The following is a 14567-nucleotide window of genomic DNA, read 5'->3' as shown; positions in this document are numbered from 1 at the left end:
ACTTCAGAAATATCAATACCGCTTTTATCAAGTGCAGATTTCATTGCCAAAGGAACATTGTTTAAAGCATATTCATAAATTTTACGTCCGTGCATTTTTATATAACGAACATCTGAATCTTCATTTTTATCAAAAGATTTACCAAAAAACAGATAATAACATTCATCTAAAGTATTTGTTTGTGCTGCATGGCTAATTATACCAACTTCTTTATTACTTGAAACAGCTTCAATAATACAAGCTCCAGCTCCATCAGAATATATCATAGAATCTCTGTCGTAAGGATCTAAAACTCTTGATAGAGTTTCTGTACCAATAACTAAACATTTTTTTGCAATACCTGATTTTATAAAAGCTTCAGCTTGAATAACACCTTGTATCCACCCTGGACAACCAAAAAGAATATCATAAGCTACACAACTAGGGTTTTTAATTCCTAATTTATGTTTTACTCTTGATGCTAAACTTGGTAAAATATCACTTTGAATTGTATCCTTTTTTACATCTCCAAAATTATGCGCTAAAATAATATAGTCTAATTCTTCTTTATTTATTCCTGCATCTTCAATTGCTTTTTCAGCAGCAAAAAAACCTAAGTCAGATGAACTTAAATTTGATTCTGCATATCTTCTTTCTTCAATACCTGTAATGGCTTTAAACTTCTCAATAACTACTTCATTTTCATAATCCATTAATGAGCCATCTTCATTCAAAAATTGACTATTTAAAAAGTCTGAATTTTTTTTAACTAATGTTGGAATATAACTTCCTGTACCTGTAATTATTGATTGTGTTTTCATTCTAATAAATTAGTATTCAAAGTTAATTACTCTTTGTTATTTAGCTCATTAATTTTAATTTCCATTACGGTGGCTATTGATAAAGCCCTTGTCTTAGCTGCGTGTGCCATTTCACCTTCAAACAATTCATTAACTGTAGCGTTAAAGTTTGATAACCAACACTTAAAGTGTTTTGTTTCAAATGGTTTTGTTTTGTGTAATTTTAAGTGAGGTTGCATGGCGTTTCTACGATACTCACCTGAATAAAACAGTATGTTATCCCAAAAATTAACCAAAACTTGTAAATGCTCTTCTAAAAGGGTTGGGTTTGAAAAGTCAACAAAAAAATGTGATACTATATCATCATTCATTAATTTAACATAAAACTTCTTTACCAATAAGTAAATATCTTGTCTGTTTTCAATATCTTTTTTCATAAAGATTTTTTTTACAGAAAAGATTTATCAAATGCTATTGGAAGTAAATCTAGTAATGAATTGGTTTTAATAATTTTACCTACTTCACCCATAAAATAGACTTCAATTTTATCTTTTTGCTTTAATTCATATTCAGATAAAGTTTGTCTGCAAGCTCCACAAGGTGCAACTGGTTCTTTTGTTAACTGAGTTGATGAACTTGCTGTGATTGCTAATTTTAATATTTTATGTGTAGGATATTCTGATGATACTTTCCAAATTGCAACACGCTCAGCACACATTCCGGAAGGATATGCTGCGTTTTCTTGATTATTTCCAGTTACTATAGTTCCATCATCTAAAAGAAATGCTGCGCCAACTTTAAAATTTGAATATGGTGCATAAGCATCTTTTTTTGCTTCTATAGCTTTATTCATTAAGTTTTTTACTGGATTTGAAAGTTCTTCAAAGGTATCAAAAACAGTAATTTGGGTTTTAATTTCAACTTTTTTCATTAAAAATTGTTGTTTCTCTTTTAGTTAATTTCAAACAATTCTCCAAAATCAAACGATAGTGAAAACCTGAGTGTGTTTTCTAAAGGGTTATTAATATCTGAAGCATTAAAAAGGTAAGAAATATCTAGGTTAGTACTTTTAAATTTAAATCCTGAACCTAGTGTAAAATATTTACGAGCTCCTTTTAAATCGCTTTCATTAAAATACCCTGCTCTAATTGCAAATGAATTATCATATACATATTCACCTCCTATTGCCCAAGTAAATTCTTTAAGTTCTTCACTAAAACCTCCTGGAGCATCTCCAAACGAGCTAAAAATACCGCTAATAAAACTAGTGTCTTCTTGAACATAGGGCGCAGAACCATCTCCGTCTCTAGATATACTTGGTGTTGGCACTAGTAATTTATTGAATTCTACGTTTACAGTAACTTTATTATAATTATCTAGAATAAAATCGAAACCACCACCAATTTTTAAATTAGTTGGTATGTAGTTTTCGTTAGAATTATCATCTGTATAAGAAACTTTTGGACCAATATTAGATATATTATATCCACCTCTCCAAATTCCATTAAAATTACCATAATTACTTTCTTCAGATTGAAAATAACCTGAAATATCTACAGCAAATGTACTTACTGGTTTTAATGGTGTGTTTCCTGATTTTATACCTAAATCTGAACGAATATAACGCATAGTTACACCCATTGCATATTTTTCACTTAGCTTTAATGAATAAGAACCATCTAATGAAAATTCATTTAATTTTTCTATTCCTTGATCGCCTCCTAAATCGTCAGTTAGTTGAATTTCACCTAAGTTAAAATATTTGATGCTTGTAGCCCAAGCACTGCGATCATCAATTCTATTTGCAAAAGAAAAACCTCCTAAAAACACATCATTTGTTAATTCTCTTAACCAAGGTGTGTAAATTACACCTATTGTAAATTGAGAATCTAAAAATGCTAGTTTTGAAGCATTCCAATGTTGTGAATTAGCATCAGGTGAAGTTGCTACACCAATATCTCCCATACCACCAGCTCGCGCATCAGGTGCTATTAATAAAAATGGTGCTGCTGTTGTTATTGTATTTTGTTCTACTTGTGCATTTACTTTTGAAAATGCAACTAAAACTATGATTGCTAGTATTGTTATTTTTCTCATTAATTGAATAAATTTAACTTAACAAATATCTTCATTTATTATTGAAGTATCACTAATTTTTCTATTTTTTCTGCTTTTGCATTAGAATTTAATGATTTCACTTTTAATTTATAGATGTAAACACCTTTTCCTATTTTAGACCCAAAATCATCTAAACCATTCCAAATTATTGTTCTAGATAAATTTCCTTCAGACTGAATTGTTTTTTGAATAGTCTTCACCAATTTACCTGACACAGTAAATATTTGTATTTGAACATTTAATAACTCATTGGGTTTATTATGATTAAACCAAAACTCGGTGTAATTAACAAACGGGTTTGGATAATTCAACACATTACTTAATATCAAATCACTATCATCAACTACAAAGAAAGAAAACGTTGTTTCAGATAAATTATTGTAAGTATCCCAAACTTTTAAAGTTATTGTATGCAAACCCGGTAATAGATTTCTAAACGGATAACTTACCTTTCCTTTTTTATAATTATTTAGTTCGGTTTGAAAAAAATCATTTAAAATAATTGGGTTTGCTTGGTCACCATCTAAAATTGCTACAATATCGTGATCAACAGCGGTAATTGAAGTGTTTATTCCATTTTCATCTTCTAAAACGGCAATAAATAATGGAGATTGATTTGTGTTACCTCCATCAACAAAATTTAAATCGTTCATATACAATTGAACTAATGGTCCGGTTATATCTTCTGGTGCGTTGGTATTTATTCCTCCTATAGTTACATCAAGATTGTAACCTGCTTTATCAATTAAAGTATTTGAAGCATAAAAACTAAGTTTTCCTTTTCCGTAAGCTATTTTTAAATCTTTTGGCGCAACAAAATCAAAACTAAACTTTCCGCTTTCTACTTTAGATCTTCCTTTAAAAATTTTACTCTCAATAGCCTCAAATTGCATGGTTATGTTGCTATTATCATTATCCAAAGTTGTTTTATTAATCGCTTTATCAAAAACTGTAACATCAAACTCTCCATTAAAATCGTTTAAAATTTCGCCACTAGAAGTTATAACTTCACCTTCAAATTTCACATATGACAACGCTTTAATTGTATCTAACGATTGTGAAACATCCACATCGTTCATTTTTGTTATATGAATTGCAGGGCTTGGCAAACTAAGTCTCATTGCAGGGTCACCTATTGCATATACAAAATAACGTTGAGATGTAGAAAACTGATTTTTAACATGCATTAAAGTTTCAGCAATAGTGTAATTTTCATTATCAAAATTTAGTAATGGTTTTATCAATCGTTCATTTAAAATTTGCCCAACACTAATAAAAACTTCTCTTGTGGTTGAAATTAAAAAAGCAGTTCCTCCTTCTTCGTTCCAAAGAACAAATTCGCCAGCAGTTTTTCTTAACGGATTGTCAAATCTAGAAAATTCACAAGTTACCGTAATAAACAAAGGAAGCATAAAATTATTATTCCAATTTTGAATGTCTGAAACTTCTAAAATTCGTTCAGATGCCCAACCATCTTCACCTCCATGCCCAAAATAATCTATTAAAACTGTTCCTTTTTCAACTAGATTGTTGATTTCTTCTTTTACAGTAGGATACCTATTACCACCTGATGATGTTTGTTGAGCATATGCATCCATATACACTTTTTTTAAGTTAAAAATAGGCTTGTTTTTAGAAATGGTGTCTGCAATTTTTTCCATCTCATTTTGTAACACTTCTTCTCCTGCATCATCAATATCATCAGCAACTAACGTTATTTGTGTTCGCCAATCTCCAAAAGATTTTGAACTGTAATAATTTAATATTTTATCAACTACCATTTGAGCTTGTAAAACGTCTGAAACTGGTATTCTTCCAGTAACCACATCTTGACGCTCGAATGAAAATAACGAACCTTCATTTTCATCCATCATCCCATAAAAATCATCTGTTACATATGATGTTGCTAAATTAAAACTATTAAAAGCTTCAAAAACTGGCACAATATTATTATTTCCTCCAACCCTGTCTTTATAATCATAAGATGCATCACCAAATAAACAGACATATTTTACTTGGTTTGTTGTTGCATTGTCATACAAATGCTTTACAAAATCTCTAATTGCAGTTATATCTGGAGAGCCCGAAGAAAATTCATTATAAATTTGATGTAATGAAATAACCTGCACTACTAAATTTGAATTTTGAAGGTGATAATTTGCCAAACGCTGTGCCTGTTCTGTTAAAAAATCTCGTGTAATAATCACATAATCCACATTATTTAAACTGTGTAAATTTTGATTTTCTATCCGGGAATTTTCAATAATTTGAGGTGTATAAAAATCATTTTCATTTAATACAATATACTCTTGTTGTGTGCCTCCGTTAACTTTAAAAGTAAAATTACTGCTACTTCCCTCACTAATAATATTTGTTGGGTTTTGAGAATCTGAAACATCCCAAACGTTATTTATATTTGATATATTTTCAATTAAGTATTCAAAAGTAGTAGCTGTGGTGTTTACATTTAAATTTCTAAAAGAAAATTGTTTTCCATCAGCTTTTAATTTTTTCATTCCCAAAACTTCAATATAATCTAAATATGCTTTGGATGAAGGGTTTCCGTTGTTGTTATACGTAACCTCAACATTTACTGAATTACCTGACAGTTGTAACTCTCCACTATTTTTATTTGCCACTGCTTTTGTAAGTCCGCCATTTGCAGATAAACTTACATTAAACAATGATTGATTATTAACTTTAACTTCCATTTGAGATGTTAAAGAAGATTCTGCAACACCTCTAACTCTAACAATAATATCTTCTGAAGTATCAATATTACTAAATGGTATAGCGTAATTATGTACATTATTTACACTAAAATTATCTCCAAACCATTGTTGCCCAATTGCAAACATATTCACCTCGTCTTTTTCAAAAAAAGTATAATCGTGAAACGTAGTTATTTGCTCATTTGCTTGTGTAGTAATTGGTGTTTTATCTGAAATCCTTTTTCCAGGTGTATCTGCAATTGTAATAAAATAAAAAGCTTGGTCTGAAAAAATATTAAACTGATGTTCTATTTCGTTTAAATTAGCACTCTCTGTATTTTTCCAATTGTGAGGTCCTTTTGCGTAAAATAAAATATAATCAATGCTATCAAAACTATTATCTTCTTCTCCATATATATAAATAGCGTTTTCTTGTAATCCATCATCTCTAAAATCACTATTTTTAAAAGGAAGCATTTGACCACCGTTTCCATAAATTTTAATATTTTTTGGATTGATGGAGTTAACATTAATACCTAGGTTTTGTAAAAAATCACGATCAATTTTATACACTCCAGTTGTATCTATTGCAAATTTGAACCATTCTCCCGAAGCTAAAACTGAATTTTTAACCGTTGAACTTTTAGCAACGTTATTTTTTTTTGAAGCTAATAAAGTATATTCTAAATCAAATGAAATAATTCTTTTTATAGTAGTTCCTTCTTTTATAAGTGGTGTAATATTTAAAATTGCTGAAAAATTATTTCTAGATTTAACAATATTAAAATCTAAGTTAAGTTTATCTGATAAATAACTTGTATTGTATAATTTATAGTTGCGCTTTAAAATGGTTTCAAAAACAATATTTTTAATTGTATAATTACCTACAATTGTTCCATTTTTAACTTTCCAACTATTAGAAAACGTAGGATTTAAATTTTCATCAACAAAATTTCCTTCAATAATACTTGTTTTAATTTTATTGTTTTTACTAATTACAAAATCTATAGCATCAATCCATTTTAATTTTATATTTTTAACTTCTTTTTGCTGGGAAAAAATTGAATTTCCAACAATTAAGAAAAGAACTAGCAATTTTTTTTTTAACATGTTCATAGTATAAATAACGTATTTTATTAAATGTTATTTTTAGTATTATACAACATTACACATAATAAAGAACAAAAACAATCGTTACAAAAACATAATAAAATATTTTATTAAAATTATTTCTTGCGAAAAAATTTATTTAATGTAAATTGCGAGAGATTAAACCCTAATAAGTGAAAATGAGTATGAAAAATTTATTTAATGTAACTCGATTACTAATAGTAGTATTTTCTACTATTCTCTTTGTTAGTTGCCATAATAGAAAATCTAATAACAGTTCAACCTTAACTGGTTGGAATTCAAAAGATAAAGCAGCTGGAGGTTTTTCTTCAAACGCAAATTATAAAGGGCAACAATCTCCTCCAGGAATGGTACTTATTGAAGGTGGTTCTTTTACAATGGGACATGTACAAGATGATGTTTTATTTGATTGGAATACAACCCCAGTGAAGCAACAAGTACGTTCATTTTACTTAGATGAGTCTGAAGTAACAAATTCTGAGTATTTATTTTATCTAGAATGGATGGAGAAAGTATTTCCTCCAAACGATGAGAATTATAAATACATATACAGTTCTGCAGTTCCAGACACATTGGTATGGAGAAATGTTTTAGGTTTTAATGAATTATTAACCGAAAACTACTTAAGACACCCATCTTATGCAAATTACCCAGTTGTTGGTGTAAGTTGGATACAAGCCAACCAATACTGCAAATGGAGAAGCGATAGAGTTAATGAAAAAATATTAATGGATAAAGGTGTTTTAAACCCTTTATTTGAAAGAGACTCATTAGGTGTTCAAGGACAAAATAACTTTAGTACAGATACTTATTTAGAAAACCCAACATTACTTTTTGAAGGAGATTCAAGTATTTATAATAAAGGGTTACCATCTAATGCTAAAAGAAAAAAGGGCGAATCAAAACCTTCAAAAGGCTCATTTACAGGAAGACAAGTGAAAGTTTCTGATGGTATTTTATCACCAAAATTTAGATTACCAACTGAAGCTGAATGGGAATATGCTGCTAAAGCGATTATTGAAAATAGAGAATACAACAATATTAGAGGTAGAAAAAAATATGCTTGGGATGGAAAATATACTCGTAATAAAACTAAAAGAGCTAAAGGGGATCAATTAGCTAATTTCAAACAAGGGAAAGGGGATTATAGTGGTGTACCTGGTTGGAGTAATGATGGAGCAGATATAACTCAAGAAGTGAAATATTATGCGCCAAATGCTTTTGGATTGTATGATATGTCTGGAAATGTTGCTGAATGGGTTGCTGATGTATATAGACCAATTATTGATAACGATGCAAACGACTTCAACTATTTTAGAGGTAATATTTTTACTAAAAAAATGATTGATGCTGATGGTAAAGTTGTTATGATTGATGATGTTTCTGTTGAATATGACACGTTAGATAATGGTAAAATAATTCCAAAAACCCTACCTGGAAGTATAAAATATATACCTATTAGCAAACGTGATGCTTACATGAGAAATAATTATGAAAAAGCTTACAATATAGATTCTGAAGATGGTGATTTAGCATCAACTAATCAATATCGTAAAGATGAAGAAGAACTTGAAACAAAACCACGTATGTATAATTCACCTGTAAAACCTAGAGTGATTGGAGAAAGTGGACTGTTAATGCAACAATATGATACTAAAAAGAGAACTACACTAATAAGTGATAAATCACGTGTATATAAAGGTGGTTCATGGAAAGATAGAGAATACTGGTTAGATGCCTCGCAAAGAAGATATTTACCTGAGTATATGGCTACCAACTTTATTGGTTTCCGTTGTGCTACAGATAGATTAGGCGCTATGTCTTCTTCAACTAAAAAGAAAGCATTTTCATCAAAAAAGTAATAAAATTAAATATTAAATTTATAGAAACCTCACTAAATTTAGTGAGGTTTTTTTATATATTTAAACTATGGACATTAATCAACTATATCAGCTTTACAGTCAAATATATTTAGCAGATACTGATACTCGAAAAATTAGAAAAGGAAGTATTTACTTTGCTTTAAAAGGCGATAATTTTAACGGTAATAAATTTGCTATTGATGCGCTTGAAAAAGGAGCAAACTATGCTGTTATTGATGAAGAAGCATATAATACTCTCCCAAATACAATTTTAGTTACTAATGTTTTAGAAACATTACAACAGTTAGCTAATTTTCATAGAAAACAACTTAATATTCCAATTATATCATTAACGGGTAGTAATGGAAAAACTACAACTAAAGAACTGATTAATTCAGTATTGAGTAAAAAATTTAAAACTACCGCTACAATAGGCAATTTAAACAACCATATTGGTGTACCACTTACACTTTTATCAATGACTTCAGAAACTGAAATTGGAATTGTTGAAATGGGTGCAAACCATTTAAAAGAAATCGAGTTTCTGTGCAATATTGTTGAACCTAATTTTGGTTATATCACAAATTTTGGAAAAGCACATTTAGAAGGTTTTGGAAGTGTTGAAGGTATTATAGAAGGAAAATCTGAATTATATCATTTTTTAAGAAACAACAACGGAATTGCTTTTATTAATGAAGATGATGAAATACAGGTAAAACAATCAAAGAATATTCAAACCATTTTATTTAATAATTCTATACAATTTATTGAAGCCAATCCTTTTGTTAAAGTTAAGTTCAAAAGCAGCACTATTGAAAGTCAACTTATAGGAAAATACAATTTCAACAATATTGCAGCAGCTATTGCTATTGGAAACTATTTTAAAGTTTCAGAAGATGCAATAAAATTAGCTATAGAAAATTATATACCTACAAACAATCGTTCTCAAATTATTAAAAAAGGCTCATCTAAAATTATTTTAGACGCCTACAATGCTAATCCAAGTAGTATGGAAGCTGCTCTTGAAAATTTTAATCAGCTAAAAAATTCTAATAAAATAATATTTCTTGGTGATATGTTTGAACTTGGAAATGATAGCGCTAAAGAACATCAACACATTGCTGAATTAGCCACTTCCTATAAATTTCAACAAGTGTATTTAATAGGAAAAGCATTTTCTACAACTCGTGTAAAAAATGCTTTTATCTATGATAGTTTTGAAGCTTTTGAAACTTCAAATAAAAATTTAAAAATTTACAATTCCACAATTCTAATTAAAGGATCTAGAGGAATGGCTTTAGAACGTATTTTAGACTTGCTCTAACTTTAATTGTTCTCTGTGATACTCAATTAAACCATCAATTGGTCTTCTCACAACATTACCTATTTTAATCATGTGATATCTTGCTACATCATTAATAATATCTTGTGAAAAATATGCAATCGATCCCACAAAGTGGACAGGATTTTTTCTAGATTCTGGATATGGTAATATTCTATTTTTAAAGAAATCCTTCATTCCTTTATGCAATACTTTGTTAAAATAACAATTACGATCATTTTTGAAAATAAATTCAGCAAAATGAGCTAAATATGCATTCGGATTTTCTTCTTTATAGATACTTTTTTTAATAGTATCAGCATCTAAATTATACTGCTCTTCAAACTTTTTAGCGATATCATTTGGCATTTTATGATAGTAATAATCACGTATCAATTTTTTACCAAAATAGTTTCCACTAGCTTCATCCATTAAAATATATCCTAATGAAGGAACTCTATTCTCAACATTTTCACCATCAAAGTAGCAACTATTAGATCCAGTACCTAAAATACAAACCATACCTGGTTTAGAAGTAACTGCATGCACTGCTGCAAACGTATCTTCTTTAACTACCACTTTAGCATTCACAAAAAATGATTTGAAAGCTGATGCTAAAAGCATTGTTAACCTTTCTGTTCCACAACCTGCACCATAGAAATAAACATTGGTTACTTTATCTTTGCAACCTGCTAAATCTTGATTTTCTTGCACTCTACTTATCAATAAATCTGTACTCAATATTTCAGGGTTCAAACCTTCGGTTCTTGTCTTAAATACTTGATTACCTTCTTTATCTAATAGAATCCAATCAGCTTTTGTTGAACCCCCATCTGCAATTAAAATCATTTTTTGTGAGCTAATTTATTATTAAACTGAATGAATGTATTCAGCTAAATCAACTAATTTAGTTGAATAACCAAACTCATTATAATACCAAGATACTACTTTAATGAAATTATCATTTAATCCCATACTTGCATTTGCATCAAAAACTGATGTTCTTGGCTCAGATACGAAATCTTGAGAAACTACACCTTCTTCAGTATATCCTAAAATTCCTTTTAATTCATTTTCTGAAGCATCTTTAATAGCTGCTTTTACTTCTTCAAAAGAAGCACTTTTTTCAATACGACAAGTTAAATCTACTACAGATACATCAACAGTTGGTACTCTAAAAGCCATTCCTGTTAATTTTCCGTTTAATTCTGGAATTACTTTCCCTACTGCTTTTGCAGCTCCTGTAGATGCAGGTACAATGTTGTTTAAAGATGCACGACCTAATCTAAAATCTTTTCTTGATGGTCCATCAACTGTAAATTGTGTTGCTGTTGCAGCGTGAACTGTTGTCATTAATCCTTCAACAATACCAAACTTATCGTTAATAACTTTAGCAATTGGCGCTAAACAGTTAGTTGTACAAGATGCATTTGAAACAATTGTATCAGCAGCAGTAATGTTTTTATGGTTTACACCCATTACAAACATTGGCGCATCAGCAGATGGTGCAGAAATAGCTACTTTTTTAGCTCCTGCAGTAATGTGCTTTTGAGCGCCTTCTAAATTTGTAAAAATACCTGTACAGTCTAAAACAACTTCAGCTCCTACAGCATCCCATTTTAAATCTTCTGGGTTACGTTCAGCAGTAATTCTAATTTCATTTCCGTTAACAACTAAGTTTCCGTTGTTTACTTCAATTGTTCCGTCAAACTGACCGTGAACTGAATCGTATTTTAATAAGTATGCTAAGTGATCTACATCTAATAAATCATTAATTCCTACAATTTGAACGTTTGGTCTGTTAGCCGCAATTCTAAAAGCGATTCTTCCAATTCTACCAAATCCGTTAATTCCAATTTTAACTGTTGACATCTTTTTTGTTTTTATTTATTTCTATTATTATTCTATTTTATACTGAAGTAATTTCAGCTACTTTCAATAATTCTAAATTTATATCGTTGTTCATTTTAATAGCCTTATCAAGCTCTACTTTTGAAATTTCATTGTTTGTAATTCCAATCATAACACCTGTAGATCTATCTAACAATGCTTCAACCGCAGCAACACCTAATCTACTTGCTAATACTCTATCAAAACAACTTGGTGAACCTCCACGCTGCATATGTCCTAAAACTGATACTCTAATATCATAATCAGGAAAATTTTCTGTAATGTGATCTGCTAATTCAAAAACACTTTTACCAATTTTATCTCCTTCAGACACAACAACAATACTAGATGTTTTCCCATTGTCTCTTCCTTTATTTAGTGATTCTACAAATTTATCTAATCCTATATTTTTTTCTGGAATTAAAATTTCTTCTGCTCCTGCTCCAATTCCTGCATTTAAGGCAATAAACCCTGCATCACGACCCATTACTTCAATAAAAAATAACCTATTATGTGAACTTGCTGTGTCACGAATTTTATCAATTACTTCAACTACTGTGTTTAATGCTGTATCGTATCCAATGGTATTATCTGTACCGTAAATATCATTATCAATAGTACCTGGAACACCAACAAGCGGAAAGTTATACTCTTCAATAAATTTTAAACCACCTGTAAAAGTACCATCTCCTCCAATAAGTACTAAAGCTCCAATACCTTGCTTTTTTAAATTTGCATAGGCTTTTGCTCTACCTTCTTCAGTTTTAAATTCCATAGAACGAGCAGATTTTAAAATGGTTCCGCCCTTATTTATAATATTACTTACGTGACGTGCAGTAATAGTCTCAAAATCACCTTCAATTAACCCTTGATAACCTCTATAAACCCCCACACATTCAACGCTATAATAAGTACACGCTCTAACAACGGCTCTAATGGCTGCATTCATTCCCGGAGCATCACCTCCTGAGGTTAAAACTGCTATCTTTTTAATCGGTTCATTCATAGGGTAAAAATATTGTACAAAATTACTTTTTAATCGATTTTTTTCCTACAAAAACAACCAATAATAACTATAACGATTTCGCAAAATCTCGTAAAAAAGGAGCTCAATTTTGAACTCCTTTTTTATGAATTAAATCACTTATTGTCAATTTATTAAAACAAATTTAGTGAATATTTTTTAAAATAATGAAATTTATTTTTTCATCAACTTGAAGAAAATTTTTACTTATTTCATCACTTTTATAGAATGAACATTAATTTGCTACTTTTAAAATTAATGAGGCTAAAGGTTCTAATTTTAATTTCACAATTCCTTTACCATTTTCTACTATTAATTCTGAAGTCATTTCTTCATATAATTGTTCTGAAACTTGATAAGTTCCATCAGCTAAACTCCAAGCGGCAATAATATCTTCTGGAACTTTCAAATCAAACTCATAACTTGTTTCTGCATCAAAATTTGAAATTATTATTAATTTTTCTTCTGAAGACCATCTCACAAATGAAAATACACGATGGTTATAATTTTCAGTATGTTCTCTGTTATAATGATGAATTTCTTTATAATCTCCCATTAACGCACTGCTATTAATTGTAAAATTAAGCAAGCGTTTGTGAAAATCTCTTAAATCACTTTCAGACTCAGACAACTGTGCTCCATCAAACGCTCCATTATTCATCCATCTTTGGTGATGTGGCACTCCAATATAATCAAAAATAGATGTACGTGTAGGCGCTCCAAAACCGGCGTTTTCAGCACCGGGCTCACCAACTTCCTGACCAAAATAAACCATTGTTGGCGCTGTACTAATTGTAGTTGAAACCACCATTGCCGGCTTCCCTTTTTCTGCCGAACCTGCAAAATCTGGACTTGCAATACGCTGCTCATCATGATTTTCTAAAAAGTGTAACATATTATGCTCTATATCACTTAAATCATTCTGAATTGCAGGTAAATTATCTGTCCATCCATGTCCTTGCATAATATGTTTTATAGTATCATATAATGCCACTTTATCATATAAATAATCCATTTTACCTTTATGAATATAATCACGGTATAAAGCTGGATTGTAAACTTCTGCTAATAAAAAAGCCTTTGGGTTTTTCATTTTTATGGAAGCATTCATATAACTCCAAAATTCTACTGGAACCATTTCTGCCATATCATATCTAAAGCCATCTACTCCTTTTTCAGTCCAATATAAAGCAATGTCTCTAAATTTACTCCAAGAATCTGGTACTTCTTTACCTTCCCAAAATGCAAAATGTTCTTTATAATCTTTAGTCTCATATTCTGATGGTAATTCTTCAAAATCTTTACTTCCATCAGGTTTTATTCCATAATTTATTTTTACAGTTTCATACCAGTCATGAAAATTTGGTTGTGCCAATCGAGACCCATTACCTGTCCATTTTGCTGGTTTTTCTTCAAATTTACGATCTGAAAGTTCATTTACTTCACCTCCTAATGGTAAGTAATTATTTTCCCAGTTTGGTACTTTAAAATCTTGACCAGGGATATAATAAAAGTTGTTATTTTTATCGTATTCTACATTTGTATTGTCGTTTGCTCCAAAATCATTCACACCTTCAGGGTTGGTCATTCCAACATACCCTCTTGCAATGTGGTTTGGCACAATATCAATAATAACCTTCATTCCAATATCGTGTGTGCGCTTAATTAGTTCTTCAAATTCTGCTAAACGATTTTCTGGATTATTTGCCATATCTGGATTTACATTGTAAT

At 30.0% G+C, this 14567-nt stretch carries 11 protein-coding genes; 2 read left to right on the top strand and 9 right to left on the bottom strand.

From position 1 onward, the window contains the following. The 5 genes from GQ540_RS12415 to porU form a co-directional block, all read right to left on the bottom strand. Positions 1–800: ketoacyl-ACP synthase III (locus GQ540_RS12415; protein WP_291801579.1), on the bottom strand; the 800-nt coding region annotated here is incomplete at its 3' end. Between the two features lie 26 nt (positions 801–826). Further along, positions 827–1216, bottom strand: a complete 390-nt coding sequence (locus GQ540_RS12410; protein WP_291801576.1) for a group III truncated hemoglobin — start codon at positions 1214–1216, stop codon at positions 827–829. A gap of 11 nt (positions 1217–1227) precedes the next feature. Then, positions 1228–1710 carry a cytidine deaminase gene (cdd, locus tag GQ540_RS12405; RefSeq protein WP_291801573.1) on the bottom strand — a complete coding sequence of 161 codons (483 nt, stop codon included), beginning with the start codon at positions 1708–1710 and terminating at the stop codon, positions 1228–1230. A gap of 20 nt (positions 1711–1730) precedes the next feature. Next, entirely contained in the window at positions 1731–2876 is a 1146-nt protein-coding gene (gene porV, locus GQ540_RS12400) for a type IX secretion system outer membrane channel protein PorV (RefSeq protein ID WP_291801570.1), read from the bottom strand. Between the two features lie 38 nt (positions 2877–2914). Further along, positions 2915–6724, bottom strand: coding sequence for a type IX secretion system sortase PorU (porU, locus tag GQ540_RS12395; protein WP_291801566.1), 3810 nt, complete (start codon positions 6722–6724; stop codon positions 2915–2917). Positions 6725–6903: 179 nt separating this feature from the next. On the opposite strand from porU, the gene gldJ reads away from it, so the two are divergent. Both gldJ and murF read left to right on the top strand, forming a co-directional pair. Next, entirely contained in the window at positions 6904–8601 is a 1698-nt protein-coding gene (gldJ, locus tag GQ540_RS12390) for a gliding motility lipoprotein GldJ (protein WP_291801564.1), read from the top strand. 67 nt (positions 8602–8668) lie between these two features. After that, positions 8669–9925, top strand: coding sequence for a UDP-N-acetylmuramoyl-tripeptide--D-alanyl-D-alanine ligase (gene murF, locus GQ540_RS12385; RefSeq protein ID WP_291801561.1), 1257 nt, complete (start codon positions 8669–8671; stop codon positions 9923–9925). Here the strand turns inward: murF and GQ540_RS12380 are convergent. The 4 genes from GQ540_RS12380 to GQ540_RS12365 form a co-directional block, all read right to left on the bottom strand. Beyond that, on the bottom strand, positions 9911–10771 hold the full coding sequence (locus tag GQ540_RS12380) for an N-acetylglucosamine kinase (protein ID WP_291801558.1): 861 nt from the start codon (positions 10769–10771) through the stop codon (positions 9911–9913). The genes murF and GQ540_RS12380 overlap by 15 nt on opposite strands. 21 nt (positions 10772–10792) lie before the next feature. Next, on the bottom strand, positions 10793–11794 hold the full coding sequence (gene gap / locus GQ540_RS12375) for a type I glyceraldehyde-3-phosphate dehydrogenase (protein ID WP_291801555.1): 1002 nt from the start codon (positions 11792–11794) through the stop codon (positions 10793–10795). Positions 11795–11831: 37 nt separating this feature from the next. After that, positions 11832–12818 carry a 6-phosphofructokinase gene (pfkA, locus tag GQ540_RS12370; protein WP_291801552.1) on the bottom strand — a complete coding sequence of 329 codons (987 nt, stop codon included), beginning with the start codon at positions 12816–12818 and terminating at the stop codon, positions 11832–11834. A 253-nt stretch (positions 12819–13071) separates the two neighbouring features. After that, on the bottom strand, positions 13072–14567 hold a 1496-nt coding region (locus GQ540_RS12365), incomplete at its 5' end, for an alpha-amylase family glycosyl hydrolase (RefSeq protein ID WP_291801550.1).

It is taken from the genome of Lutibacter sp. (assembly GCF_013139515.1).
Lineage (GTDB): Bacteria > Bacteroidota > Bacteroidia > Flavobacteriales > Flavobacteriaceae > Lutibacter.
Note: the sequence above shows the minus strand (reverse complement) of the source record. Positions and strands in the feature narration are given on the sequence as shown.

What these genes read in the sequence shown, in the direction of transcription:
- GQ540_RS12410 (WP_291801576.1), bottom strand. Translation starts at nt 1,216, where the DNA reads ATGAAAAAAGATATTGAAAACAGACAAGATATTTACTTATTGGTAAAG.
- cdd (WP_291801573.1), bottom strand. Translation starts at nt 1,710, where the DNA reads ATGAAAAAAGTTGAAATTAAAACCCAAATTACTGTTTTTGATACCTTT.
- porV (WP_291801570.1), bottom strand. Translation starts at nt 2,876, where the DNA reads ATGAGAAAAATAACAATACTAGCAATCATAGTTTTAGTTGCATTTTCA.
- porU (WP_291801566.1), bottom strand. Translation starts at nt 6,724, where the DNA reads ATGAACATGTTAAAAAAAAAATTGCTAGTTCTTTTCTTAATTGTTGGA.
- gldJ (WP_291801564.1), top strand. Translation starts at nt 6,904, where the DNA reads ATGAAAAATTTATTTAATGTAACTCGATTACTAATAGTAGTATTTTCT.
- murF (WP_291801561.1), top strand. Translation starts at nt 8,669, where the DNA reads ATGGACATTAATCAACTATATCAGCTTTACAGTCAAATATATTTAGCA.
- GQ540_RS12380 (WP_291801558.1), bottom strand. Translation starts at nt 10,771, where the DNA reads ATGATTTTAATTGCAGATGGGGGTTCAACAAAAGCTGATTGGATTCTA.
- gap (WP_291801555.1), bottom strand. Translation starts at nt 11,794, where the DNA reads ATGTCAACAGTTAAAATTGGAATTAACGGATTTGGTAGAATTGGAAGA.
- pfkA (WP_291801552.1), bottom strand. Translation starts at nt 12,818, where the DNA reads ATGAATGAACCGATTAAAAAGATAGCAGTTTTAACCTCAGGAGGTGAT.